Genomic DNA, 24,761 nt, shown 5'->3' on the forward strand with positions numbered 1-24,761 from the left:
AAAACTTTTCGCGTCGCTTGACGCCGCACTCAGATCTGTATCACATGACTGGTGCACATTTGACGCGTTTGGTTTGGCTCTTCTGACCGCGAATTGTGAAACGAGGGAGATGAGGAGTCACCTGAACTCGAAGGTCTGCGAATTCCGCAGTAGGCGAGGGTATGTGCAGCTTCCATTGGTCCGCCTCGGGTCAGAAGCGGACATCTCGCGGTCGGCAGAAAAGAGTCAGCTTTGTGCCAAGAACGAGCGACAGCGACTTATGAGCTTTCGGCCCGTCGCGGTCACCCACCAGCATCTTATCAAAAGCCGAAACTCACCCAAACGGATACGAACGGAATAAGAAACTACACACTACGCGTCGATCCTCTCGGGGTGCCGATCAGGCAGCGGCCGCCGCGTTTGCTCCCGCCATAAAACCAAGCGCAATCGCGGTCAGCAAGCCGTTGCCGGAGAGATATCCGGAGACATCGGGCCCCGAAACGCCGCACGCCGCGCCGCCGCCGGCGAAAAGATTCGGAAACGGATTGCCGCGGACATCAACAGCTCTCGCCGTTCGGTCGATCAGCAGGCCGCCCTGGGTGTGGAACAGCGCACCGGTCACCTTGACCGCGAAGTAAGGCGGGGCGAATGCCGGTTTTCCGGCGAAGTCGCGCCCGAACGCGTCGCTCTCTTCGCCCCGTTGCAGAATCTGAACCCGCTGCAGGGTCTGCTCGAGCGCATTGCGGGCAATCCCGGTCGTATCCGCCAGCGCCGCAATGTCCGGAGCCTGCCGGATCGCGCCTGCCTGCAAGGCATCGCGATAATCGGGAAAGGAAAGCGCGAATTCGTGAATGCGCGCGTCATAGATATTCCAGGCGATCCCGCCGGGTTGCGCCAACACGTTGACGGCCTGCTCGGAATAGCCGCCATGTTCGTTGGAAAATCGTTTCCCTTCCGAATTGACCTGGATTGCGCCCTCCATCATCAACGCCCAGGAGATTAGGATGCCATGCGGATGCGCCAGCGATCCGTGCCCCTGATAGCCGGACAGGTCGCCAGTGTCGGCGCCGAGCGCCCTGCCCCAGATGATCGCATCGCCGGTATTGCCGGCATGACCGTAATAGAGGCCGCCGGCGATTTCGGGGACATATTCGCGCAGCAAGTCGGGATTGCCGCCATAGCCGTTGCATGCGAGCACTAAAGCCCCGCATGCCACGATCTCCCGCTTGCGGCCCGGACGCTCGATCTCGACGGCGCGTATTTTCTTTTCCTCGACATATAGGCCCACCGCACGCGCTTCCGTGACGACCGGTATTCCGGCGGCCTCGACGGCGGCCAGAAGCCGCGCTTCGAGCGCGGCGCCCGTCTTCTCCGGCACCGCGTGCATGCGGTGGCACGAATGGCCGGGATAGAGAAAATCGTCGAGAACGATCCACTCCACACCGGCATGATCGGCAAGCCATTCGACCGCCGGACCGATGTTTTCGGCCGCAAGCTTGGCGATGTCCCGGCGCGACGTCCCCTTGGATTTTGTCATGATGTCCGCGACGAACAACTCGGGCGTGTCGTCATCGATGCCGATTGCGTGCTGGAAGCGGGTCGCGGGCGCCGGCACGAAGCCCGAGGACATCGACGTCGAGCCCGAAGGAGATGCATCACGCTCGAGCACGATCACCTCTGCGCCGGCTGCCTTTGCGCGCAACGCCGTAACGAGGCCGCAGGCGCCTGCGCCGATGACAACGACCTCGGCTTCCGCGTCGATGCGCGGCGGAACATCGCGTGAGACCGTCGCTTCGCCCATCTCAAAGCCCGGAGAAGAGCGCCTGCGCCTCGCCGCAGGTCATGGTCTTCGCCACCGTGCCAAGATCGCCGATGGCGCGTTCGTGGGTTTCGCGCGAGAAAGCCGCACACCCGTCGGAAAGCACTACCGTGCGGAAATCGCGCACATGGGCGTCACGCACGGTCGAGGCGACGCCGCCATTCGTCACGATGCCGCAGACGAACAGCGTGTCGATGCCGGATTTGCGCAGCACCCACTCCAGCCGAGTCATGTAGAAGGCCGAATAGGCAACCTTCTCCACCATCAGGTCCGACGGCTGCAACGTATCGACCAGCGCGTGTCCCCAGTTCCCCGGCGCGAAATCGCCTTTGCCAAGAAACGGGCGCAGTTCCTTCAGATGCGGCGAGATGAAAGGCTCGCCACCCTTGCCGGGCACCAGCGTGAAATGTGTGGAGACGATCCAGCCCCCCTTGTCGCGAAGCGTGTTTGCCAGAGGCAGAACGCGCTCCGGCAGCGCCGCAATGTCGGTATTTTTCTGGCCGTCGCGTGCATAGGCGCCCTCCGGATGCAGGAAATCATTCTGCAGATCGACGATGAGCAATGCCGTGCGCGCCGGATCGATGCCGTTCATGTTCATAGCTCACCCCGTCGGCGTGATTACTAGATTTCCGAACCGGTCGACTCGCGCTTCCAGTCCGGGGTCGACAAAAATCGTCGTGTCCGCCTGTTCGAGCAGTGCCGGTCCGGCAATTATGGCGTCCACTTTTAGGTCGAGGCGTTCGTAGACGCCGGCCTCGTGCGCCTGGCCATCGACATAGACATTTCGCGTGCCGGTCCGGCATGCATCCGCGGGCTTGCCGCCGGACGGCGTGAATACCGCCATGTCGAGTTCCGGCCGCCGGCCGATCACCGCGACGCGATAGTTCATCACGCGCATCGGGATATTGCTGAGCAAGCGGCCGTAGGTTTCGCGATAGGCCACCTCGAAGGCCTCGCGGACCGCTTCGCACGTCAGACCGTTGCCCGGAATCGTGACGGGCACGTTCACCGTATGCGTCTGGCCGAGATAGAGCATGTCGAGTTCATAGACGCGGTCGATCCCGGCAAAACTGACGCCGGCCTTGGCGAGCAGCGCTTCCGTTTCGTCCGCGACCTCCTTCATCTCCCGGCCGAGCGCCTCGGCGTCGATCTGGTCGAGCAGGCGATTCACGGTTTGCACGCGGTCGTGGCGCATGTCGGACACGACGCACCCAAGTGCCGAGGTCACGCCGGGGAAGCGCGGCACAAGGGCGGAACCGAGGCCCACATCCTTGATCAGCGCGCCGGTGTGCAGCGCGCCGCCGCCGCCGAAGGGCATGGCCGCGAATTTCGCCGGATCGTGTCCTTTCTCGATGGAAACGAGGCGGATCGCGCCGGCCATTTTCGCGTTGGCGAGCTTCAGGATCGCTTCCGCCGCATCTTCGACGCCAAGTCCGAGCGGCTTGCCGATATGCGCCTCGATCGCCACCCGGGCCGCTTCGACATCGAGCCGGTCGAGCTTGCCGCCGATCGGCCGGTCGGGATTGATGCGGCCGAGCACGAGATTGGCGTCTGTGACCGTGGGTCGGTCGTTGCCGAGACCGTAGCAGACCGGTCCGGGATTGGAACCCGCCGATTCCGGTCCAACCTGCAGCAGTCCGGACTTGTCGACCCAGGCGATCGAGCCGCCGCCGGCGCCGATAGTGGTAATCTCGATCATCGGCGTGCGGACCACCATGCCGAAATCGATCGCGGTCTGAGCGGCGAGTGCTGCCTCGCCATCGGCGATCAGCGAGACGTCGAATGACGTCCCGCCCATGTCGCAGGTGATGATATTGGGAAAACCGGCAGCCTTGGCGATTGCCGTGGCGGCGATGACGCCGGCCGCCGGCCCGGACAACGCCGTGCGCACCGGGTATCGCTTCGCCGTGTCGACCGACATCACGCCGCCATTCGACTGCACGATCAGGATGTCGCCCCCGAAGCTCCTGTTCGCCAGCCCGGATTCCAGCCGGTCGAGATAGGAGGAGACGACCGGTTGCAGATAGGCGTTCAGCGTCGCCGTCGACAGCCGCTCGAACTCGCGGATTTCCGGCAGGATTTCGGTCGCCGCCGTGACATAGGCGTTGGGCCATACCGAGCGCACCGCCTCCACCGCGCGTATCTCGTTGTCATTGTTGGCATAACCGTTGATGAAGAAGACGCAGACCGCCTCGCAGCCATTTTCGGCGAGCGTTTTCGCGCGGGCCTTGACCTCGTCTTCCGCAACTGCGCGCAACACCGAGCCGTCGGCCAGCACACGTTCGCCGACCTCCAGGCGGTCCGGCCGCTCGACGACTGGCGTAAAAGAACCCTTCAGCCCCCAAGTCGTCGGCCGGTCGCGCCGGCGCATTTCCAGCACGTCACGAAAGCCTTCGGTGGTGATGATCCCGGTTCGCGCGCCCTTGCGCTCCAGCAGCGCATTCGTGCCGACCGTCGTGCCGTGAACGACGGTCCCGATTTCGCTGAAATCCCCGACAAGGCCGGAAATCCCCTCGATGAAACCCTTCGACTGGTCCCCGCGCGTCGACGGAACCTTGCCGGTCATGACCTGTCCGCTCTGCTCGTCGAGCACGAAGATGTCGGTGAACGTGCCGCCGACATCGACGCCAATGACATAGTACCCGCTCATTGGCGGCCCTCCGGCTCGTTGCCTTCGTAGCCGTATGTCGCCGCTGCAGCCTCCGCGCTGACATAGCCAAGTCGCACGTCGCGGGCAATTGCTTCCGGCGCGCGTCGGGCCGGGTCGCCGTGACCGCCGCCGCCCGGTGTCTCGAGCCGCACTTTCTGGCCCTTCTTCAGTTGAATGCCGATCATCTTGGACACCATCGGCGGTTCGTGCACGCCGTCATCCTGCTCGTAGATGAATCGATTGGTCGCGGCGTCGCCGCCGCCGGCCACGCCGCGCGGCGGGAACTTGCCGCGTTCGCCGAACAGGAACACGTCCGCCTTCTCCTCCAGCAGTTCGATCTCGTAAATCGCGCCCAAGCCGCCGCGGTATTCGCCAGGGCCGCCGGAATCCGGACGCAACGCCCATTGCGTGAAGCAGACCGGATAGGCGGCTTCCAGGATTTCAAGCGGCGGGATCGTGGCCGTGGAAATTGGCGCGTTACCGTGATTGAGGCCGTCGCCGTGGCCGTGTGCGCCGTGCCCGCCGCCAAAGAAGGAGAACATCACCCAGCGCTGGCCGTTGGCGCGGTGGCCGGCGAGCGACAATGCGTTGATGGTGCCATAGGCGCAGGCCATCGCCTCGTCCGGCGCGATCTTCGCGACCGCTTCAAAGACAACGTCGATTAGGCGCAGGATCGTCTCGGTGTAGCCGCCGACGGGTTTCGGCGCCTTCACCGACAGAAGCGAATCTCCGGCGATCCTGAATTCCACCGGCTCGAGCACGCCGGCATTGGCCGGCACGTCGCCGAAGATGTGTTTCAACGCCACGTAACAGGCGGCGATCGTGGTGGAACGCGAGATGTTGACCGGGCCGGCGCACGCCGGCGAGGAGCGTGAAAAATCCATGACCATGCGGTCGCCGTCGATCGTCAGATCCAGCGCGATCTTCAATGGCTCGTCGACGATGCCGTCATTATCGAGGAAATCCTCCGCCGATACCGTGCCCGACGGCAGGCTCGCTATCTGAGCCCGCATCATTTGCGCCGCGCGCGCCTTCAATTCCACAAGACAGTCGGCAACCGTGACATCCGAGTATTCGTCGATCAGCGCATGAATGCGCTTCTCGCCCAGCTCCAGCGCGTTGATCTGGCCGTTGAGATCGCCGTAGAGCGACAGCGGCAGCCGCGAGTTCGCGGAAAGGATGTCGACGATATCCTGGCGCCATTCGCCCTTGTCGTAGAGTTTCACCGGCGGGATGAGCATGCCTTCCTGGAAGCTCTCGGTGGCCACCGGATTGTAGTTACCCGGCACGTTGCCGCCGACGTCGTGCCAGTGGCCGACGGACGCGAGGAAGCAAAACACCCGGCCGTTTCGGAAAACCGGCTTGACCAGCCGGAAATCGGACAGGTGCGTGCCGCCATCGTAGGGATCGTTGAAGATCCAGACATCGCCTTCGTGCACACCGCCCGATTTCGCGGCCTTGTCGATCACCGCCTTGACCGCAAACGCCATGACACCGACGAAAATGGGCAGACCGGACTTGCCCTGCACCATGGTCTCGCCGGTGTCGGCATCGTAGATCCCGTGTGAGGCATCGTGGGCTTCCGCGATGATCGGATTGAAGGCGGAACGGAACAGCGTCGCGTCCATCTCGTCCGCAATCTGTTCGAGCCTTCCCTTCAGGATCGCCAGCGTTACGGCGTCGATGCTCATTTCTCGCTGCCTCCATCATAGCGTTGGCCGGCTGCGAGCAGATCCGGCGTTCCGATCAGGTCGTTCAGCCCGGCGAAATCGAACATGCGGTGCCGAAAGGCGGCATTTGAGCCCTCGGCCATCAGATTGGCGTAGTAGTCGCGCGCGGTTCGGGCGATGGCGCGAACCACGCCGCCGGGAAAGATCACGAAGCTGAAGCCAAAAGCTTCGAGGTCGTTTGCGCCGAGCGCCGGCGTCTTTCCCCCTTCCACCATGTTGGCCATCAGCGGCACGCGGCCGGTAAATCGCGAGACGACGCCCTTCAGCTGTTCCAGCGTCTGCGGCGCTTCCACGAAAAGCATGTCGGCGCCCGCCTCCAAATAGGCCTCGGCTCGGTCGAGAGCGGCATCGAAACCTTCCACGGCGATAGCGTCCGTGCGCCCGATGATCAGCATGTCGTCACTGGCCCGAGCATCGCAGGCGGCAGCGATCTTGCCGGCCATTTCGCCGGTGGACACCAGCGTCTTGCCAGCCAGGTGGCCGCATCGTTTCGGCAGCGTCTGGTCCTCAAGCTGGATTGCACTGGCGCCCACGCGCTCGAAAACCCGAACCGTTCGCTGAACATTCAGCGCATTGCCGAATCCATTGTCGCCGTCGACGACGATGGGCAGCGCGATGCGATCACGCAGGACGGCGATGGTATCGGCAACCTCGCTCATCGAAACCAGGCCGATGTCCGGGCGGCCGAAGCGCGTATAGGCGATCGAAGCGCCGGACAGGTAAACCGCTTCGGCGCCTGCCTGCTCCGCTATCAGGCCCGTCAGGGCATCGTAGACGCCGGGGGCAACCAGGATTCTCTTGTCGCCGAGCCGGTCCTTAAGGCGCGTGCTCATGCTTTTTTTCCCTTCCTTTCGGCCGCTAACCGTTTCTTGAGATGCGGCACGAGACCGCCATCGGCGAGCAGGATCTTCAAATTGTCCGGCAACGGATCAAGCCACACCGCGCGCACCTTGTCCGACAGGTCGAGCAGGTTGTTATCGATATCCAGCCAAACCGTATCGCCGTCCTCCACCGGGGACGGGTCGGCAGCGGTCAGCACCGGCAAGCCGAGATTGATCGCGTTACGATAGAAAATGCCGGCAAACGACTGGGCCACGACGCCCGCAATGCCGAGAAGCTTCAGGGCTTCGGCGGCCTGCTCGCGCGAAGAGCCGATGCCGAAATTGCGTCCGGCAACAATGACATCACCCGGCTTGACGGTCTCCGCGAAATCCGGCCGCACGCCCTCAAGACAATGGGAGGCCAGTTCGGCGATCCCGCCCGACATATACTGCCCCGGCGCCAGTTGGTCGGTATCGACATTGTCACCGAGGAGAAAGACGCGACCGGTCATGACACCGCCTCCGGGAGCATGTCGCGCGGATCGGCAAGCCGGCCGGTTACCGCGGATGCAGCGACCGTATAAGGCGAAGCGAGCCAGACCTTGGAGGACGCCGCGCCCATGCGGCCCTTGAAGTTGCGTGCCGTCGACGAGACGCAGGTGACATCCTCGCCGAGCCGGTGCGTGCCGTAGCCGGCGCATATTCCGCAGGCGTTCGGCAGGATCTTCGCGCCGGCTTCTTCCAGCGCACCAAGAATGCCCTCTGCGGCGGCACGGTCCTGGTCGCGTTTCGATGCCGGGGCGACAAGAAGCTCCACGCCAGGTGCGGCCTTGCGGCCTTTCAGGATTTCCGCCGCCGCCTTCAGGTCGACATACTTGGCGCCGGTGCAGGCACCGACATAGGCGACGTCGATCCGTACCTCCCCCGCCTCGCCAACAGAAGCGGAATTGGCCGGCGAGTGCGGCGCGGCTGCCTGCGGCTCGAGGCTCGAAGCGTCGAAGGCGTGGCGTTCCAGCAGCGCAGCATCCGGATCGGTGCAAAGGCCGGCATAGTCGCCCGGGTCGCCGCCAACATCGCGCAGCCATTCGGCAGTCGTTTCATCCGGCGCGATGAGGCCCGCCTGCGCGCCGAGTTCCGCCGCCATGTTCGATAGTGTCATGCGTTCCTGCATCGAAAGTGCGCGAACGGCGGAACCGGCATACTCGACGGCCTGGTATTGTCCACCATCCATGCCGAGCCGCGTGCAGGATTTCAGCATCATGTCTTTTGCGGTCACGCCGCGCGGCAACTGCCCCTCCCACTCGATCATGATGGTTTCCGGCACCTTGATCCAGATTTCGCCGGTCGCCAGGACGCCTGCCATTTCGGTTGCGCCGACTCCGAACATGTAGGCGCCAAACGCGCCGCCAGTGGGCGAATGGCTGTCGCCGCCGACCACGAACATTCCCGGCTTGAGATGGCCGCGTTCCGGAAGAACGACATGGCAGATGCCCTCACCGTCATGGAAGGGAACGCCGCGCCGCTTCGCCCATTGCCGGGTCAGTTCGAGAATACGGGCGCCTTCGTCGGTTTCGCCGGGCACGAAGTGATCGGAGATCAGGACGACCTTTTGCGCATCGAACAGGCCGACGCCGAGCTCCTGCAGGACCGGCTCGACCCGGCGCGGCCCGCCGGAATCATGGATCATGGCGAGATCCACCGTGGCAGTGACGATCTCGCCCGGTGTTACGCTCTTGCGGCCTGCGGCGCGGGCGATGATCTTTTGCGCTAGTGTCGTGCCCATCATGCCAGCCCCAGATAGGCGCGCTGCAAATCGGGATCGTCCATCAGAACGGACGGCTTTCCCGAAAGGCGGATGTGACCGTTTTCCATCACGAAGGCGCGGTCCGCGATTTCCATCGACTGCAGGACATTCTGCTCCACGAGCAGGATCGTCAGTCCTTCCGCCTTCAGTTTGGCGATGAGGTCGAACATCTCCTCGACAAGCAACGGCGACAGGCCGATCGACGGCTCGTCGAGGATCAGAAGTTCGGGTTCGGCCATCATTCCCCGACCGATCGCCAGCATCTGCTGTTCGCCACCCGAAAGCGTTCCCGCCTTTTGCGCGAAACGTTCCCTGAGGCGCGGAAACACAGTGGCGACATGATCGATGTTCTGACTGCGGCTGCCCTTGCCGCGTCGATAGGCGCCGAGTTCGAGGTTTTCGCGCACGGTCAGGTTGGGGAAAATGTGCCGGCCCTCGGGCACATGGATCAGCCCGCGATCGACGACGGCCTGCGCGCCGAGACCGGCGATGCTGGCTCCATTGAACACGATGCTTCCCGACCAGGCGGGCACGAGCCCCGAAAGAACGCCGGCGAACGTCGTCTTGCCGACGCCGTTGGAGCCGAGTAGCGCGACGATCTCGCCTTTCGAAATGTCGAGATCGACACCGCGCAGCACTTCCACGGCGCCGTACCCTGCCTTCAGTTCCCTGACCTCAAGCATGGATACCCTGCCTTTCGGCGATGCGCTTCGCCATGCCCTTGCCGAGATAGGCTTCGATCACCTTTTCGTCGGTCACGATTTCGGCGGGCGTTCCCTCGGCGATCACCTCGCCCTGGTTGAGCACCCAACTGTACTCCGACAGGCTCATCACCGCCTGCATCACGTGTTCGATCATGAAGATCGTGATGCCGGATTGTCGGATATCCCTGATGACCGGGATTACGTCGCGGATTTCGGACGGGTTGAGACCGGCGAGTACCTCGTCGAAAAGGATCAGCTTGGGATCGGTCGCGAGCGCGCGCGCAACTTCCAGCCGCTTGCGCCCGGCAACTGTCAGGGACGCGGCATCGAGATCGAGACGATCGCCAAGACCGACGCGATGCGCGACCTCTTCGGCACGGGCGAGTGCATCGGCGCGCGAGGCGCGATGTAGATGCGCGCCGACGGCGATGTTCTCGCGCACGGTCTGTCCGGTAAAAGGCTGCACGATCTGAAAGGTTCGCACCATTCCGCGCCGGGCAATGGCTTCGGGCGCCATTCCGGTGATATCCTCGCCGAGAAAATGCACGCTGCCCGCGTCCGGTTTCAGGAAACCCGTGATCTGGGCGAAAAGCGTTGTCTTGCCTGACCCGTTCGGCCCGATCAGCGATGTGATATGGCCTTCAGGCACCGTCAGGGTCACATCGCGCGAGGCTCGCACGCCGCCGAAAGACTTGCAGATGCCGCGGATCTCAAGCACGGGGCATCTCCCCGGATGCCGCGCGACGCCGAACGCCGAGACGCGCGAGCAATCCCGCCAGGCCACGCGGCATGAACATGACCATGACCACCAGCAGTGCCCCATACAGTGCCAGGCTGATACCCGGGACATCTCCGATCAGTTCGCGCGTAGCTTCCGAAACGACATGTAAGGCCGCCGCTCCGAGCAGCGGACCGAACAAAGTCCCCATGCCGCCAATGATCGGTACGAGCAGGCTTTCCACCGAGATCGCCGGCCCATAGGCGATATACGGATCGAGATAGAGAAAGTACTGAGCGTAGAAGATGCCAGCTAGACCGCTGAACAGCCCGGACAGCATGATCGCACCCATCTTGACGCGAAAGGCATTGACGCCGAGCGCCCGCGCGGCGTCCTCGTTATCGCGCACGGCGGCAAGCGAAGCGCCGAAGCGGGAGTGGCCGATCCACCAGACGACAAGGAAGCTCGAAAGGGTCAGTACCCAGATCAGGAAGAAGAAGCCTGTCTTGGTCTCGAACTGCATGTTGGCCGCGCCAGGCGCGAGCGGGATCAGGATGCCGACGCCGGCCCCGGTAAAACCCACCGAGTTCGAAAGGATGCGCAGCACTTCCGCGAAGGCCAGCGTCACCAGCGCGAAATAGGAACCGCGCAGGCCGTATCGGAACGTGGCGAAGCCGATGAAGGCCGCGACTGCCATCGAAAATAGCGCACCGATTACCAGGCCGATCCACGGATTAACGCCAAGCTGTACCTGCAGCACCGCAACCGTGTATGCGCCAGTACCGAAATAGGCCGCATGTCCGAAAGAGAACTGCCCGCCATAGCCGCCAAGGATATTCCAGGCCTGCCCGAGCAGAGCCGCGTAGAGCACCATGATGATCACGTTCTGAGTGAATTCCGAGGTGATGATGGCAGGCGCCGCGGCGATAAACGCAAAAACAACGGCGAGGATGACAAGCTGGCGCATCGGATCACACCTTGTGCCCGAGAAGGCCCTGCGGCCTGAACATCAGGACGAGGATGAAGATGACGAAGATGCCAATCTGGCCGAGGCTTTCGCCGAGGAACAGCCCGCCCAGAGCTTCCACGACACCGATGATGAGTCCGCCGATCAGCGCACCGACGAACGAACCCATGCCGCCGAGCACGACGATGGTGAAGGCGATCAGCACGAAACCGTGTCCGACGGACGGTGTCACGTAATAGCTCGGCAGGAGCAGGCAGGCCGCTACGCCGAGACAGGCAATGCCGAGCCCGAAGCTCATGGCGTAGACGTGATCCGCGTTGATGCCAACGAGTTGCGCGCCCTTGCGTTCCCTGGCAATCGCCCGGATGGCGCGGCCAAGGTCGGTCTTGGACATCACCAGCCACAATGCGGCGGCGCTGATCAACGCGCCGAAAAAGGCGATGACCTTCGGCAGCGGCAGGAAGGCGCCAAGGAACTCGACCGTCTCGAAGGAATAGGGCGTGTCGACGATCCGCGTGTCGGAGCGGAAGAAATAGAGCGCCAGATTCTCGATGACGATAGACAGACCCAGTGTGACCAAAAGGATGTTTTCGTCGCGGCCGTGGCTTGCCCGCCCGATTATGCCGCGCTGGAGACCATAACCCAGGACGAACATGGCCGGCGGCACGATCAGCAAGGCGACATAGGGATCGATCCCGAGCCGCGTATTGAGGAACCAGACGGCGTAGAGGCCGACCATCAGTAGCGCGCCGTGCGCGAAATTGATGATGTGAAGCACTCCATAGATCAGCGTCAGCCCGAGCGCGATCAGCGCGTAGAGCGCACCTGTCGTCAGCCCGTTCAGGAGAGACGGTACGATGATGGCTAGGTCCGGCATGGCTTGGTCCGGTTCGGGGTTTGCGGGATATGTGCCCGGGCGCGGCGTGGCGCCCGGGACCGTTGAGGACTGTCTTACATCGTCATCGGGAAGACAGGCTTCGCCGAAGCGAACTCTTCCGGATAGATCACTTCGATATCGCCGTTGAGCACCTGTGTATTGACCGGCTGGGCGCCCTCGTTCTGGCCGTCGACCATTTTGGTCGGACCGTAGGGCATGCCATGCCCGTCCCAGGTCGAAGCGGCCATGGCGGCGATGATGGCGTCCTTTTCAGTGGAGCCGGCGCGTTCGATCGCGTCGGCAAGGAAGGCTACGGCATTATAGGCCAGGAACACCTCGTAAGTGTAGAACAACCCCTTGTCCTCGGCCGCCTTTTTGCGGGCGAGTGCGACGTCAGATGTCGGATCGAACCAGTGATTGCAGTCCATGATCTGCTCGGCGGCTTCCGGGAATTCCTTGACGAACTTGTAGCTCGACGCGGCACCGCCCAGCACGGAGTATATTCCCTTCGCTTCGACCTTCTGCTGTCGCATGGTCCGTGCCAGAAGCACGTATTCGTTGTAGTAGTTGGCCGGGATGATCAGGTCAGGCTTCTTGGCCTTGATCTGGAGCACGATGTTGGTGAAGTCGCGCGTCGGATTGGCGTGCTTGATGACTTCTATGACTTCGATTCCCTTTTCGGGAAGCTTCTCGGACAGGAGTTTTGCTGTGCCCGTGCCAAACAGCGATTCCTCATGGATGATCATTGCGGTCTTGGCCGGCGATCCGGCAGACTGGTTGATCTTGTCGAGGTTGTCGACCGCGAACTGCGCGATCTTGCCGTAGCCCGGGCTGAAGCGGAACGTGTTGGCAAGACCGCGGCTGACGATCTGATCGGATACGCCGACGTCGACAACATGCGGCGTATTGGATTTGGCTGCCTCTTGCGACGTTGCGAGCGAGATCGACGAGGCATAACCGGCCACGATACCGTGAATGCCACCCTCAACCATTTTGGTCACCTCAGCGGCACCGATTTCCGGCTTGCCCTGGCTGTCGCCGAGAACGGCTTCCAGCTTAGCGCCGCCAAGAGACTTGATGCCACCCGCCGCATTGATGTCTGCGATCGCCATCTGCGCGCCTTCGCGGCACTGCGTACCGGAAAATGCGATGAAGCCGGATACCGGATGGATCAAGCCGATCTTTACCGGTGTGGCCTCGGCGCGCAGCACAGCCGGAAAGCCCGTAATCCCAAGGCCCAGCGCGGCCGCGCCGGTTGCAATGAATTGGCGGCGATCAACGCCGCGCCGTTTAGTTTCTCCGGTCATCTGAATCTCCCTTTCTAACCGTTTTCACTTTGATTGCCCCGATGTTCCCACCTTTCCCGCTCCATCGGGAAAGGGAGACGATGTCGTTGTCGTCCAGCGCGCGCCGTCCTTTTCCTGGACGCGGCGCATGGACATCTCGAAGCGGTAGAGATCCGGCCGGTAAAGGACGCGGATATATTCGATGGGGCGGTCGCGGACGTCGCGCACAATCCGCCTGACTTCGATCAGGGGTGCACCCGGATTGATGTCCAGCGCACTGGCCACGAAATCATCGGCTAGCGTCGCCGAGATCGTCTGGCGGGCGGAGGCGACGTCCACGCCCGCGCGTTCCAGGAGCTGCAGGAGGGGGCGCGTGTCGAGGTCTTCGCGGTCGTATTGGCGGCCGATATCTGCGGGGACATAAGTGACCAAGAAGGACATCGGTTCGCCATCGAGGACACGCACGCGCTCGGCGCGCTGCACTTCGGTGCCGGACTCGAGTTCCAGAGCCGCCGCAATCTCTCCGTTTGCGGCCACGTAAGAGAAGTCAAGTACGCGGGCTTCCGTCGCAATGCCCATCAGCGAGATGTTTTCCAGCCAGCCCTCAATCGAAGACGTGACCGCTGGCACGGGCGGGCGCGTTACGACCCGAGTGCCTCGCCCCCTTTCACGAACGACCAGGCCGGCGTCCGCCAGTTCGTTGAGTGCGCGTCTGGCGGTAATTCGCGAAACGCCGAAGTCGAGGCAGAGTTCCTGTTCTCCCGGCACGATATCGCCCGGCGCGATGGTCCCGCCGTAAATGCGGTTTCTGAGGATAAGGAATATCTGGTGATAGAGCGGGACGCGCGCATTCGGGTCGAGTTTCATCAGCGGCTGCGGCTTGCGCTCACCGCCTGCAAATTCCTCGTTGGACCGAGCCAGATCCATGCCGCCTCCCAAGTGGATTGCCGATAATGTTATGTCATTATAACATTATGTCAATCAGGTGAATCCAGAGGGAGCTGTTTCATGCCAGTGATCCGAACAACCCTGATCGAGGGATACGACGAAGCGACGAAAAGGCGTCTGGCTGAACGGCTGACCGATACGGTGCGCGCTACCATCGCCGCGCCGCTGGACGGGATCACCGTGATTCTGGAGGAAGTGAAACCCTCATCCTACATGCGCGGACGCACTTCGCGCACGCCCGGAAAGCCCATTGAATCTGGTGCTGTCGTAGTCCGCGAATTTCTGGCCGCCATGGAAGCCCGCAACCTCGATGCGGCGCGCGGCTTTCTTGCCGACGGATTCACCATGACCTTTCCCGGAGACGCCCGCTTCAGGCGCCTGGAAGAACTCGTCGAATGGGGCCGGAAGCGCTATAAATTCGTGAGCAAGACCTACGAAGCATTTGAGGAGGCCTTCGGCGAGACCGGCGTGATCGTTTATTGTCACGGCACCCTAACCGGCGAATGGCCAGACGGCACCGCCTTTTCAGGAATCCGCTTTATAGACCGGTTTGAAGTCATAGACGGGAAGCTCACGGACCAGCGCGTTTGGAACGACCTTGCCGAAATCCACAATGGCATGTCCTCGACTTAGGAAAGAGAATAGACCCCTCTTAGCGGTCACCAGTGAAGGGCGAGCTCCGCGCTTTTATGAAACCTGCTGGATCTGGCTGGATTTTGCCACGCGCGAGTAATGTCCCCAAGCGGACCTTGCGGTGGGTAAATACAATCTCAATCGCCGTTCATATCCGCGGCTACACACGTCTTGCCTACGCAAATTCGTGTGCGCTACGGGTGAATCGCTGCTAATGGCCAATGCCGCAGTGAGTGTCCGTAAAGGGTCAGAAACGGACAACTCCAGCGTCCACACGGACGGCCGTTTTCGGCGCAGTTGCGGTCATTTGAGCCACAAGAGCGGAAGTCCGCTTTCCGCCTAATCCGAACGCTCACCATTCATGGGGCATGGTCTTTGGACCGGCTCGGCGAAAAGCTTTCGCCCGGCTTGACGCCGTACCCAAATCTGGATCACATGACTGATGCACAAAGCGGTCTGCTCGAAACTCCGGACAGGCCGGGGTTTGGCTCGGATAAATACGATGTCGCACAACGCGTCCTACCGAACACTGCCTGGTTCGGCAGTGTCCAGCAGTGGTGCACCGTTGGAAGACGCCCTCCCGATCCCTGGAAAATAGGTGCAAAAATCCAGTTCCGAGTGGGCGGAACTTCAGGAAGCATGTCAAGATCGTCTGGAACCGAATTGGCCGCCCCGCCGGGAGTACAGGGCGCGGTACCGTCTTGAACTCAGGCTTCTGCGAGCTTGCCGAGAACCGCTTCCAGCCTGGATACCGTGCCGTCCACATCCGCGAGCTTGTCGAGCCCGAACAGGCCGATGCGGAAGGTGCGGAAGTCGGCGGGTTCGTCGCACATCAGGGGGACGCCGGCGGCGATCTGCATGCCTTCGGCCAGGAACTTCTTGCCCGTCTGGATGTCGGGATCCTTCGTGTAGCTGACGACGACGCCCGGCGCCTCGAAGCCAGGTGCTGCGACCGACTTGAAGCCGTTTTCCGCCAGCAGGGCGCGAACCTTGCGGCCGAGCTCCCACTGCCTTTCTCGGGCGAGATCGAACCCGAAATCTCGGGTTTCGATCATCCGGTTGCGAAGCACCAGCAGGGCATCGGTCGGCATTGTCGAGTGGTAGGCATGGCCGCCCGCGACATAGGCCTGCATGATGTCGTGCCATTTGCGCAGATCCATGGCGAAGCTCGTGCTCGTGGTCTCGCCGAGCCGGGCGAGCGCGCGGTCGCCCAGCATGACGAGGCCCGCCGCCGGCGAAGCGCTCCAGCCTTTTTGCGGCGCGGAGATCAAGACATCGACGCCGGTTGCCTTCATGTCGACCCAGATGCTCCCCGAGGCAACGCAATCAAGCACAAACAGGGCGCCAACATCGTGCGCCGCTTCGGCGACGGCCTTGAGATAATCATCGGGAAGGATGACGCCTGACGATGTCTCCACATGCGGCGCGAACACGACGCTCGGGCGCTGCTCGCGGATTTTGGCAGTGATCACATCAATGGATTGCGGCGCAAAAGCCGAGGTGCTTTCGTTGCCGACCTGCATCGCCTTGATCACGGTCGTCTCGGACGGAATGTCGCCCATTTCGAAGATCTGCGTCCAGCGATAGGAAAACCAGCCATTGCGGATGACCAGCACGTTGGCATCTGTTGCGAACTGGCGGGCAACCGCCTCCATGCCGAAGGTGCCGCCGCCGGGCACGATTACGACGGCTTCTGCTTGATAGACCTCCCGCAACAGGACGTTCAGATCGTTCATGACGCCTTGAAACGTCTTTGACATGTGATTGAGGGAGCGGTCGGTGAAGACCACCGAAAATTCCATGAGACCGTCAGGATCCACCGGTGACGCCGTTATGTTCATGCCCTCAACTCCTTATGCCAAATGCAATTTCATGCGCAGCTCGACCCACGCTATAGACCCGTTTCCAGAAACATTGAAGGCACTGCGCCGTTGACACCGAAGCTTGCTCCGGAGCCAGGATGTAGAGCCCGGTCACTGCCCAAGTGAACCGCACCGGGATTGCCGGAAACCGTGATGTCGATCAACCCGCACTCGCTCGAGCGCAGTCCAGGACCACGACCGTTCGCATGCAGCCTTTGATGGTCCGCTTCCACTAGCGTAGGCGCCGCGCAAGGTAGAGCGGGTCGGGGCATTGAATGAGAAAACTTTCACGATATACCGTCGCCGCGCTGAGAAGACATTCCCCTGGAGCCTCGGCGTCGTGATTCTGATTCAACCCACCGAAGACAATCAACTTTAAAACAGAATCGCAGGATTCTGTTTCACGGAAGAAGCATCCGCGTTAAAGCAATGTGGTGACGGTGCGAACGGCCTATTAGAGGCCGGCAGCCGAACGGCAGCTTGCTGCCGACGTCGACCGAAAGCTGCCAGTCCCCTTCCGGCCCCAAGACTGACGTTATGCCTGCAGATCGATGCTGTATCGCGGTACCAGATAGCTTCCATTTATCCCGAATGCCGCAAACCTTCGCCACTCGATGTGGGCCATGGCAGGCCATTAGCCGAGAACAGACCGTTCGGAAACAAATCCGGGTCACTCCAATGCGCGACCGGCCACTTTGCCCGCGCACAAGCACCGCTTTCCGGCAACGAGCCACAATTTATCCCCATCCAGAAACCGACTTGACAACCAGATATTCCTCCAGTCCAGGTACGCCACCTTCCCTGCCGCCGCCCGAGTGGCCCACGCCGCCGAAGGGAGAACCGGCACCACGCGGCTGACCGTTCATTTCGACCATGCCGGATCTGAGGCGCCTTGCCAGCCGGTTGCGCCTTTCGCCATCACCGCTCTGGACATAATTCGTCAGGCCGTATGGCGTATCGTTGGCGATCCGCACCGCGTCCTCCTCGTCCTCGAAGGGAATGATCGAAAGAACCGGCCCGAAAATCTCCTCGCGGGCGATCGTCATGTCGTTGGTGACGTCGGCGAAGACGGTCGGCTTTACGTAAAAGCCGCAGTTGAAATCCGAGGGCCGCCCCGGACCGCCGGCCACCAGCCTCGCGCCTTCCGCGATGCCTGTCTCGATCAGCGACTGGACGCGCTCATACTGGCGCGCCGAGACGACCGGACCGATATGCGGGCCTTCCTCGCCGGATGGACCGACGCAGACGGATCCGGCGACTTGGCGGGCCTTTTCCACCGCGTCCTCGTAAACCGTGCGCTCGACCAACATGCGCGTCGGCGCATTGCAGCTCTGGCCGCTGTTCATGAAGCACGCCCGCACGCCCCGCTCCACCGCGTCTTCGTCCGCGTCGGCAAAGACGAGATTCGCGCCCTTGCCGCCGAGTTCGAGCGCAACGCGCTTGAACGTTTCAGCCGAGCCCCTCAGCACACTTGCGCCGGCACGGGTCGAGCCGGTGAACGAAATCATCGCGATGTCCGGATGCTCGACAAGGCGCGCACCGGCCGTGGCACCATCGCCCTGGACGAGGTTGAAGACGCCCGCCGGCACACCTGCCTCGTCGATGATCTCGGCGAGCAGCGCCGAAGACAGGGGAGCGAATTCCGAGGGCTTGAGCACCATGGTGCAGCCGGTGAGCAAGGCCGGCACCACCTTGAGCGCGACCTGGCTCATCGGCCAGTTCCACGGCGTGATCATCCCGACGACGCCGATCGGCTGCATCAGGATCCGGTCATCGGGTGCGTGCGGCCCGAGCGGGCGGACGAACTCGAAATCCTCCATTGCCATGAGAAAGTTCTTCATGTGGCGCAACGCCGCCGGTGCCTGGCGCGTTCGCGCCAACTCGATCGGCGCACCCATTTCCGCGGAGATCGCCCGAGCCATGTCCTCGCCGCGCCGCGCATAGATCTCATGCATGCGCTCGATGACCGCGACCCGCTCGCCGGGATCGGTCGCCGACCAGACCGGAAAGGCCGCGGTCGCGGCAGCTACGGCCGCGTTCACGTCCCGCTCATCACCGAGTGCGACGACGCCCCACGGGTGCTCGGTCGAAGGATCGACCAGAACATTTTCGGCTTTCGAATTCGCGGCTATCCATCGACCGCCAATGTAAAATTCACGCAATTCGCGCACGCTTCCAAACTCCTGAAATTCGATTGTTCGACCGCCTGGATCAGGCGACGTCCTCCATTTTGGCCACTTCCGGCACAGGCGCCGGGTCGAAGAAGTGGAGGTGACCCTGGTCGAAAGCGAGATGAATTGTGTCACTAGGCCTGACCGATGTCCGCCCGCGGCTCAGGACCCGCACGACGTGGCCGGCAAAGCGGGCCGTGATCTGCGTTTCCGACCCGGTCGGCTCGACCACCGAGACTGTCGCGGGCCAGCCGGACGGAGCAACGGTGAAGTGCTCCGGGCGGATGCCTATGGTGACCCTGGACCGCTGCTTCCGATCGCCAACCGGAAGGTTCAGACGCGTTCCATCGTCGAGATGCAGGACCGTCCCGTTCTGAAGATTGCCTTCCAGAAAATTCATCGGCGGCGAGCCGATGAATGCTGCGACGAACAGGCTCGCCGGCTTGTCGTACAGTTCGAGCGGCGGTCCTTCCTGCTCGATCACGCCGCTATTCATCACCACGACGCGATCGGCAAGCGTCATCGCCTCGATCTGGTCGTGCGTGACATAGACCGTGGTGGTCTTCAGGCGCTGGTGCAACTCCTTGATCTCGGAACGCATCTGCACGCGCAACTTGGCATCGAGATTGGAAAGCGGCTCGTCGAACAAGAAAACGGTCGGGTTGCGCACGATCGCCCGGCCCATCGCGACGCGCTGGCGCTGGCCACCCGAGAGGGCGCGCGGCTTGCGCTCGAGCAGATGCTCGAGCCCCAGAATACGGGCTGCGTCGTTCACCCGCTCGTCGATCTCCGCTCGCGGAACGCGGCGCTGTCGCAGCGCGAATCCCATGTTCTCGCGGACATTCTTATGCGGATAGAGCGCATAGTTCTGGAACACCATTGCGATGTCGCGGTCCTTCGGCGCGATATTGTTGACCACGCGGTCTCCGATGCGGATGTCTCCTCCGGAGATATCTTCCAGGCCCGCGATCATCCGCAGAAGCGTGGATTTCCCGCAACCCGACGGGCCGACCAGCGCGACGAATTCGCCGTCCTCGATATTGATCGAGACCCCGTGCAAGACCTCGACCGGGCCATAGGATTTATGTACGTCGCGTATCTGAACGGTACCCATTCGGATATCCTCCCTTTTCCGTCGTCGGCCTTGCGGCAGGCAACCGGCAGCGCCTCAGGCCTGCCTTCGTTTTCCGGTTTCCGGCATCTCGCTGATCATCTGGATCAGGAAGTCTCCGGTATTTTTCTCATGCTGCATGACCATGTCGGCGGCGCCCGCGAAATCGCCCGCGCGCAGCATGTCGCGGATGCGCTTGTGCTCTTCCAGTGCTTCGCCTAGACGGTTGTGCTGCGGCGGAATGCCATGCCGCTGGGCCGACATCTGCCCATGCATGTTTTCGATGAGCTTGTGGCACCATGGCGATTGAGGATTGTCGCAAAGGAGTTCGTGAAACTCGTAATTTGTCTCCGCGACAAGATCGTAATCCTTCCGCTGCAGGGCTTTGGCATACGCCTTGATGTTGTCGTCAATCATCGCAAGACGCTCCGCATCGAAGTTCGGCGCGCCGAGTTCGATCGCGAGGCTGCAAACCCGGCCGCGCAGCGCGCTGATTTCCCTGATCTGTTCGGTCCTCAGCCCCTGAACGACTGCGCCGATATGGCTCTGGACTTCGAGCCATCCCTCGGAAGCCAGGCCACGGATGGCCTCGCGAATCGGGGTCTCGCTTATTCCCAAAGCGGTCGAAACCTCACGCGTGGTAATCCTGTCACCGGGGCCGACTGATCCGCTCAGGATCATCGACTGGATATGCCGCCGGGCCATCTCGGCCTTCGTCATGTAGGTATTGGGGTTTTCCATGGACTCGATCCAGTTCCGGTTAAGAAGGGAGCATCCGGCGGACTATCCCTTCGTCGCTCCTTCAGCCAAGCCCTTAATCAGCCACTTCTGGACCAAAAGCGCAAAGACAACGACCGGCACGACCGTGATGGTACCGACGGCGGTCAGGGCGGCCCAATTGGCGCCGTTGACCGTATCGCCGGCGATTCCGGCGATCGCCACGGGAATGGTCGACGCGTGCCTGTTCGTAAGAACCAGGGCAAACAACAGTTCCTCCCAAGCGAGGATCATGCTGAAGATCAGCGTCGACAGCAGTCCGGGCAGCGAAATCGGAACAATGATCTTGAAGAACGCTCCATAGCGCGAGCAGCCATCGATCATCGCCGATTCCTCCAGTTCACGCGGCAGCGACAGGAAGAAGCTGCGCATCAACCACATGACGTAGGGAACAAGGAACGTGCTGTAGGCGAGGATCAGCGTGATGTGCTTGTCAGTCAGGCCGAGCTTTCGGGCGACCAAAAACATCGGCACCGCGAGCGCGATCGGCGGAACACCGCGCGACAACAGGATCAGCAACCCGATAGTCGCCGCGCCGCGCAACCTGATACGGGCAAGCGCGTAGCCGGCCATGGTGCCGACGACGATCGACAAAAGGCCCGAACCCGACGCCACGATGATCGTGTTTATCAGCCGCGGCACGATATCGGCGCGCGTCATGTATTCCACGTAAGCCGCGATCGTAGGCGTGAAGAAAAATGTCGGCGGGTTCGTGAAGATGTCGACCTGGTCCTTGAAGGACGTCAGAACCATCCAGTAAATCGGGAATAGGAAGACGATGCTGACCACGATCCCGCCCGCGATGCGGAGTTTGTGACCGAGTGAGCGCCGCAAGCGTTGCGGTGCAGGAGTGACAACCGTGCTCAAAACATGTCCTCCAGCTTTCGGCTGCCGCGAAGGAACAACCCGGTCAGAACCATGGTGAGTATCAGCACTATCACCGCCATGGCAGCGGATTCCGCAAAGCGCAGCGAACGGAACGCCTCTTCGTAGATGAACAGGTTGACCACATTGGTTGCCTTGCCCGGCCCGCCATAGGTGGCAGCGAGAACAATATCGAACATCTTCACCGCGCCCAGCCACCGGATGACGAACGTTGCCGCAATGACGGGCATCAACAACGGAATGGCGACCGACCAGAGTGTCGACCACCAGTTCGCGCCGTCGATCCTCGCCGCCTCGAAGACATCTTTCGGAAGCGCCAGCAGCGCTGCCGTCGCGATGAGCACGATGAAAGGCGTCCACCGCCAGGTGTCGATAATGATGACGGCCGCCATGGCCAGGTTCGGATCGCCGAACCAGTCCAGGGGACCGATTCCCAGAAAACCCAGCCAATAGTTCATGACGCCCCAGAGAGGATCGAGGATCATGCGCCACATGCCGCCGGCCACAACCGGGGCGACAACCATCGGGATGATGAAAAGAGCTCTGATCATGCCTCTTCCCCGCCACTCGGCATTGATCAGGAAGGCGATCCCGAAACCGAGAACCACCTGCAGCGGCAGGGCAACGACCAGATAGATCAGGGTCACCTTCAGGGAATCCCAGAAGCGATAATCGCCCATCACTTCCCTGTAGTTCTCGAAGCCGACCCATTCATCGGCGCCGAAGCTGGCGATGTCGAAGTGCGAGAAGCTGATGTCGATCGTGTAGAAGATCGGATAGGCGAGCAAGGCCACGAGGAGCACGATCGAAGGCACCAAAAACGACCAGCGCACAAAAAGATCGCCGATCCGTCCGAGCCGACGCGTGCTTGCATCCCCGGTCACGGGTGCATTGTCGATAGTCATGCCTTTTCCTTCCTCCCTAGCCCGCATCGCGATAGATCCTGCCGCGCGCCCGAACTGGCTCGAGCAGGGACCAGTCGCCCTGCTCCACTTCATAGCCGTGCGGAAAAGGCGGCCGGACCTCCATGCCGATGGACGCCATCACCCTGTCGTCGCGATAGTAGCAACGTGCCGTGACCGACTCGATCACGGCCGCAAGATCCGGACTTGCAACCCTGAACGCCGCAAGACGGCGCGCCTGTTCCGGCTCCGGCAGATTGGCCAGGCGGCGGTCCGCGCTACCATCAATGGCGCGCAATGCCTTTCCCAGCGCCTCGCGGTCGCGATCGATCGACTGCAGTATGTCCGCGAGAATCCGCGGATCGTCAGCCCCGGGAACGCCGTATTCCGCGCTCGCCGGGATCATGTTGCGCACGACGCATTCAAGCGTCTCCCTTTCGGGAGCGGAAAGCGGCGGGGACGGATCGTTTTCAGCGGTCGTCATTTTGATTTCAATCGAACAGTTCGTAAATTCGGGACTTGATCTGGTCGGCGACGTAGAGCGCGACCGCCTGGATCGTGGACGTCGGGTTCACGCCTCCCGATGTGACGAACACGCTGCCATCGACAATGAACAGGTTCTTCACATCGTGGCTTCGGCCCCATTCGTTGACGACCGACCGTTCCGGATCCATGCCCATGCGCGCCGTGCCCATCAGGTGCCAGCCGGCATAGGGCAAAGGCGCCCTGGCGGTGATGTCGTGGGCGCCGGCCGCCTCCAGAATCTCGATACCGCGCGCCACGGAATGGTCGAGCATCTTCTGCGTGTTACCGGATATCCGGTAGGTGATTTTCGGCGCCGGAATTCCGTCTGCATCCTTGAGGTTCGGATCGAGCGTGACCCGGTTGGTTTCCTCCGGCAGATCCTCGCAAACCGAAACCATGCCGGCGCTGCGGTCGAACAGACGCCGAAACGCTGCATGATGTCCTTCACCCCACGGCAGCAGTCCGTCCGCCATGCCGTTGATCGCCGTCCTGACCGGACCAAGGCCGCGCGAGAACTGGTAGGAATAGCCGCGAACGAAGTCGCGTTCGGGGTCCGTCTCGTAAAACTCCATGCTCCAAATGCAGATCGGCGGACCGCGATAGCCATCGAGCGGTTCGTCGAAATGGCCGCGTATCTGCGCATAGGGATGGAGCATCAGGTTCTTGCCGACCAGCCCGCTGGAATTGGCAAGCCCGTTCGGAAACCGTCCCGAAGTGGAATTGAGCAGGATGCGCGGCGTCCCGATACCGTTACAGGCCATGATGACGATTTCTGCCGGCTGGAAGACTTCCCGGCCATCCCCGCCGAAATAGTGAACGCCTGTTGCCATATTTGCATCGTTGGTCTCGATGCGGCTGACGCGGCACCGCGTGCGCAACTCGATGCGCGAACGGATCGCCTCGGGCCAATAAGTGACGTCGGTGCTGGCCTTGGCGCCCTGCGCACAACCGGAACCGCACTGGCCGAGATTGATGCACGGCGCCCGACCCTCGTATTCCTCGGTCAGGATCGCGGCATCGGATGGCCACCAGTGCCATCCCAGACCGTTCATGGCGGCGCCGAGCTTTTCGCCAGTCCGACCCATGGGGATGGCGGGCATCACCGGTTCCTTTTGCGGATAGGCCGGATCGCCGGCCAGGCCCGATACGCCCATCATCTTGTCGTTGAGCCCGTAGAACGGCTCGAGCGTGCGATAGTCGACCGGCCAGTCATCCGCGACGCCGTCCAGGCTGCGGACACGGAAGTCCGAAGGGTGAAGCCGGGGAAAATGGGCCGCGTAAAATACCGTCCCGCCGCCAACCCCATTGTAGTTGGCGATCTTGATCGGCGAGTCATCATCATTGACGGGATAGTCGGCCGGCAACCCCCGCCGGTTCGGACTGATGGCATAGTCTTCCAGTGTCCTGGCTTCCCAGTCCCTGCCTGTGCTCGGAAAATCCGAAGACCTCGGCCAATCCCCCTGCTCCAGGCAGACGATACGCATCCGGGTCTCGGCAAGGCTCCAGGCTACCGCCGCGCCGGATGCGCCGGCTCCGATGATGATGACGTCGACAGGCTCGTTCATGATCTTGCGTACTTCGGGGCTCCGGGT

At 62.1% G+C, this 24,761-nt stretch carries 22 protein-coding genes; 1 reads left to right on the forward strand and 21 read right to left on the reverse strand.

The features are described from left to right. Positions 1 to 379 precede the first annotated feature (379 nt). The 13 genes from IG169_RS14430 to IG169_RS14490 all read right to left on the reverse strand — a co-directional run bounded on the left by IG169_RS14430 (position 380) and on the right by IG169_RS14490 (position 14,282). Positions 380 to 1,780 (reverse strand): FAD-dependent oxidoreductase, encoded by a 1,401-nt coding sequence (locus IG169_RS14430; protein WP_193176928.1) that lies wholly within the window; start codon positions 1,778 to 1,780, stop codon positions 380 to 382. A gap of 1 nt (position 1,781) precedes the next feature. Then, a complete protein-coding gene (locus tag IG169_RS14435; protein WP_193176929.1) occupies positions 1,782 to 2,396 on the reverse strand; it encodes a cysteine hydrolase family protein in 615 nt (204 codons plus the stop codon). 3 nt (positions 2,397 to 2,399) lie between these two features. After that, positions 2,400 to 4,448 carry a hydantoinase/oxoprolinase family protein gene (locus IG169_RS14440; RefSeq protein ID WP_193176930.1) on the reverse strand — a complete coding sequence of 683 codons (2,049 nt, stop codon included), beginning with the start codon at positions 4,446 to 4,448 and terminating at the stop codon, positions 2,400 to 2,402. Beyond that, a complete protein-coding gene (locus IG169_RS14445; protein ID WP_193176931.1) occupies positions 4,445 to 6,139 on the reverse strand; it encodes a hydantoinase B/oxoprolinase family protein in 1,695 nt (564 codons plus the stop codon). Before IG169_RS14445 ends, IG169_RS14440 begins: the two co-directional genes overlap by 4 nt. Continuing rightward, complete coding sequence (locus tag IG169_RS14450; protein WP_193176932.1) at positions 6,136 to 7,011, reverse strand: isocitrate lyase/PEP mutase family protein; 876 nt, start codon at positions 7,009 to 7,011, stop codon at positions 6,136 to 6,138. The genes IG169_RS14445 and IG169_RS14450 overlap by 4 nt, the downstream gene beginning before the upstream one ends. After that, positions 7,008 to 7,511, reverse strand: coding sequence for a LeuD/DmdB family oxidoreductase small subunit (locus IG169_RS14455; protein WP_193176933.1), 504 nt, complete (start codon positions 7,509 to 7,511; stop codon positions 7,008 to 7,010). The genes IG169_RS14450 and IG169_RS14455 overlap by 4 nt, the downstream gene beginning before the upstream one ends. Further along, a complete protein-coding gene (locus tag IG169_RS14460) occupies positions 7,508 to 8,782 on the reverse strand; it encodes a 3-isopropylmalate dehydratase large subunit (RefSeq protein WP_210326034.1) in 1,275 nt (424 codons plus the stop codon). Before IG169_RS14460 ends, IG169_RS14455 begins: the two co-directional genes overlap by 4 nt. Beyond that, positions 8,782 to 9,486: an ABC transporter ATP-binding protein gene (locus IG169_RS14465; protein ID WP_193176935.1), complete on the reverse strand. Its 705-nt coding sequence runs from the start codon at positions 9,484 to 9,486 to the stop codon at positions 8,782 to 8,784. The genes IG169_RS14460 and IG169_RS14465 overlap by 1 nt, the downstream gene beginning before the upstream one ends. Further along, positions 9,479 to 10,225 carry an ABC transporter ATP-binding protein gene (locus tag IG169_RS14470; protein ID WP_343225659.1) on the reverse strand — a complete coding sequence of 249 codons (747 nt, stop codon included), beginning with the start codon at positions 10,223 to 10,225 and terminating at the stop codon, positions 9,479 to 9,481. The genes IG169_RS14465 and IG169_RS14470 overlap by 8 nt, the downstream gene beginning before the upstream one ends. Then, on the reverse strand, positions 10,218 to 11,192 hold the full coding sequence (locus IG169_RS14475) for an ABC transporter permease subunit (protein ID WP_193176937.1): 975 nt from the start codon (positions 11,190 to 11,192) through the stop codon (positions 10,218 to 10,220). Before IG169_RS14475 ends, IG169_RS14470 begins: the two co-directional genes overlap by 8 nt. Positions 11,193 to 11,196: 4 nt before the next feature. Then, positions 11,197 to 12,069: a branched-chain amino acid ABC transporter permease gene (locus IG169_RS14480; protein WP_193176938.1), complete on the reverse strand. Its 873-nt coding sequence runs from the start codon at positions 12,067 to 12,069 to the stop codon at positions 11,197 to 11,199. Between the two features lie 74 nt (positions 12,070 to 12,143). Further along, on the reverse strand, positions 12,144 to 13,376 hold the full coding sequence (locus IG169_RS14485; protein WP_193176939.1) for an ABC transporter substrate-binding protein: 1,233 nt from the start codon (positions 13,374 to 13,376) through the stop codon (positions 12,144 to 12,146). A 24-nt stretch (positions 13,377 to 13,400) separates the two neighbouring features. Beyond that, positions 13,401 to 14,282 carry a GntR family transcriptional regulator gene (locus IG169_RS14490; protein ID WP_193176940.1) on the reverse strand — a complete coding sequence of 294 codons (882 nt, stop codon included), beginning with the start codon at positions 14,280 to 14,282 and terminating at the stop codon, positions 13,401 to 13,403. A gap of 81 nt (positions 14,283 to 14,363) precedes the next feature. Between IG169_RS14490 and IG169_RS14495 the strand changes: the two genes are divergently transcribed. After that, positions 14,364 to 14,936, forward strand: coding sequence for a nuclear transport factor 2 family protein (locus tag IG169_RS14495; protein ID WP_193176941.1), 573 nt, complete (start codon positions 14,364 to 14,366; stop codon positions 14,934 to 14,936). A gap of 707 nt (positions 14,937 to 15,643) precedes the next feature. Here IG169_RS14495 and IG169_RS14500 read toward each other — a convergent pair. The 8 genes from IG169_RS14500 to IG169_RS14535 all read right to left on the reverse strand — a co-directional run bounded on the left by IG169_RS14500 (position 15,644) and on the right by IG169_RS14535 (position 24,734). Then, complete coding sequence (locus IG169_RS14500) at positions 15,644 to 16,777, reverse strand: aminotransferase class V-fold PLP-dependent enzyme (protein ID WP_193176942.1); 1,134 nt, start codon at positions 16,775 to 16,777, stop codon at positions 15,644 to 15,646. Between the two features lie 758 nt (positions 16,778 to 17,535). Beyond that, positions 17,536 to 18,969 carry an aldehyde dehydrogenase family protein gene (locus IG169_RS14505; protein WP_193176943.1) on the reverse strand — a complete coding sequence of 478 codons (1,434 nt, stop codon included), beginning with the start codon at positions 18,967 to 18,969 and terminating at the stop codon, positions 17,536 to 17,538. 40 nt (positions 18,970 to 19,009) lie between these two features. Beyond that, the gene (locus IG169_RS14510; protein WP_193176944.1) at positions 19,010 to 20,083 is read right to left on the reverse strand and encodes an ABC transporter ATP-binding protein; all 1,074 of its coding nucleotides are present in this window, start codon (positions 20,081 to 20,083) and stop codon (positions 19,010 to 19,012) included. A gap of 54 nt (positions 20,084 to 20,137) precedes the next feature. Then, on the reverse strand, positions 20,138 to 20,821 hold the full coding sequence (locus IG169_RS14515; RefSeq protein WP_193176945.1) for a GntR family transcriptional regulator: 684 nt from the start codon (positions 20,819 to 20,821) through the stop codon (positions 20,138 to 20,140). 42 nt (positions 20,822 to 20,863) lie between these two features. Continuing rightward, complete coding sequence (locus tag IG169_RS14520; RefSeq protein ID WP_343225660.1) at positions 20,864 to 21,646, reverse strand: carbohydrate ABC transporter permease; 783 nt, start codon at positions 21,644 to 21,646, stop codon at positions 20,864 to 20,866. Between the two features lie 74 nt (positions 21,647 to 21,720). After that, positions 21,721 to 22,647: a carbohydrate ABC transporter permease gene (locus tag IG169_RS14525; RefSeq protein ID WP_193176947.1), complete on the reverse strand. Its 927-nt coding sequence runs from the start codon at positions 22,645 to 22,647 to the stop codon at positions 21,721 to 21,723. A gap of 16 nt (positions 22,648 to 22,663) precedes the next feature. After that, the gene (locus tag IG169_RS14530) at positions 22,664 to 23,128 is read right to left on the reverse strand and encodes a hypothetical protein (RefSeq protein WP_193176948.1); all 465 of its coding nucleotides are present in this window, start codon (positions 23,126 to 23,128) and stop codon (positions 22,664 to 22,666) included. Between the two features lie 7 nt (positions 23,129 to 23,135). After that, positions 23,136 to 24,734 carry a GMC family oxidoreductase gene (locus tag IG169_RS14535; RefSeq protein WP_193176949.1) on the reverse strand — a complete coding sequence of 533 codons (1,599 nt, stop codon included), beginning with the start codon at positions 24,732 to 24,734 and terminating at the stop codon, positions 23,136 to 23,138. Positions 24,735 to 24,761: the final 27 nt, after the last annotated feature.

The organism is Oricola nitratireducens (assembly GCF_014904745.1).
Taxonomy (GTDB): Bacteria; Pseudomonadota; Alphaproteobacteria; order Rhizobiales; family Rhizobiaceae; genus Oricola; species Oricola nitratireducens.

What these genes read in the sequence shown, in the direction of transcription:
- IG169_RS14440 (WP_193176930.1), bottom strand. Translation starts at nt 4,448, where the DNA reads ATGAGCGGGTACTATGTCATTGGCGTCGATGTCGGCGGCACGTTCACC.
- IG169_RS14500 (WP_193176942.1), bottom strand. Translation starts at nt 16,777, where the DNA reads ATGAACATAACGGCGTCACCGGTGGATCCTGACGGTCTCATGGAATTT.
- IG169_RS14465 (WP_193176935.1), bottom strand. Translation starts at nt 9,486, where the DNA reads ATGCTTGAGGTCAGGGAACTGAAGGCAGGGTACGGCGCCGTGGAAGTG.
- IG169_RS14475 (WP_193176937.1), bottom strand. Translation starts at nt 11,192, where the DNA reads ATGCGCCAGCTTGTCATCCTCGCCGTTGTTTTTGCGTTTATCGCCGCG.
- IG169_RS14455 (WP_193176933.1), bottom strand. Translation starts at nt 7,511, where the DNA reads ATGACCGGTCGCGTCTTTCTCCTCGGTGACAATGTCGATACCGACCAA.
- IG169_RS14535 (WP_193176949.1), bottom strand. Translation starts at nt 24,734, where the DNA reads ATGAACGAGCCTGTCGACGTCATCATCATCGGAGCCGGCGCATCCGGC.
- IG169_RS14480 (WP_193176938.1), bottom strand. Translation starts at nt 12,069, where the DNA reads ATGCCGGACCTAGCCATCATCGTACCGTCTCTCCTGAACGGGCTGACG.
- IG169_RS14510 (WP_193176944.1), bottom strand. Translation starts at nt 20,083, where the DNA reads ATGGGTACCGTTCAGATACGCGACGTACATAAATCCTATGGCCCGGTC.
- IG169_RS14530 (WP_193176948.1), bottom strand. Translation starts at nt 23,128, where the DNA reads ATGACGACCGCTGAAAACGATCCGTCCCCGCCGCTTTCCGCTCCCGAA.
- IG169_RS14515 (WP_193176945.1), bottom strand. Translation starts at nt 20,821, where the DNA reads ATGGAAAACCCCAATACCTACATGACGAAGGCCGAGATGGCCCGGCGG.
- IG169_RS14435 (WP_193176929.1), bottom strand. Translation starts at nt 2,396, where the DNA reads ATGAACATGAACGGCATCGATCCGGCGCGCACGGCATTGCTCATCGTC.
- IG169_RS14525 (WP_193176947.1), bottom strand. Translation starts at nt 22,647, where the DNA reads ATGACTATCGACAATGCACCCGTGACCGGGGATGCAAGCACGCGTCGG.
- IG169_RS14495 (WP_193176941.1), top strand. Translation starts at nt 14,364, where the DNA reads ATGCCAGTGATCCGAACAACCCTGATCGAGGGATACGACGAAGCGACG.
- IG169_RS14490 (WP_193176940.1), bottom strand. Translation starts at nt 14,282, where the DNA reads ATGGATCTGGCTCGGTCCAACGAGGAATTTGCAGGCGGTGAGCGCAAG.
- IG169_RS14450 (WP_193176932.1), bottom strand. Translation starts at nt 7,011, where the DNA reads ATGAGCACGCGCCTTAAGGACCGGCTCGGCGACAAGAGAATCCTGGTT.
- IG169_RS14460 (WP_210326034.1), bottom strand. Translation starts at nt 8,782, where the DNA reads ATGGGCACGACACTAGCGCAAAAGATCATCGCCCGCGCCGCAGGCCGC.
- IG169_RS14485 (WP_193176939.1), bottom strand. Translation starts at nt 13,376, where the DNA reads ATGACCGGAGAAACTAAACGGCGCGGCGTTGATCGCCGCCAATTCATT.
- IG169_RS14445 (WP_193176931.1), bottom strand. Translation starts at nt 6,139, where the DNA reads ATGAGCATCGACGCCGTAACGCTGGCGATCCTGAAGGGAAGGCTCGAA.
- IG169_RS14430 (WP_193176928.1), bottom strand. Translation starts at nt 1,780, where the DNA reads ATGGGCGAAGCGACGGTCTCACGCGATGTTCCGCCGCGCATCGACGCG.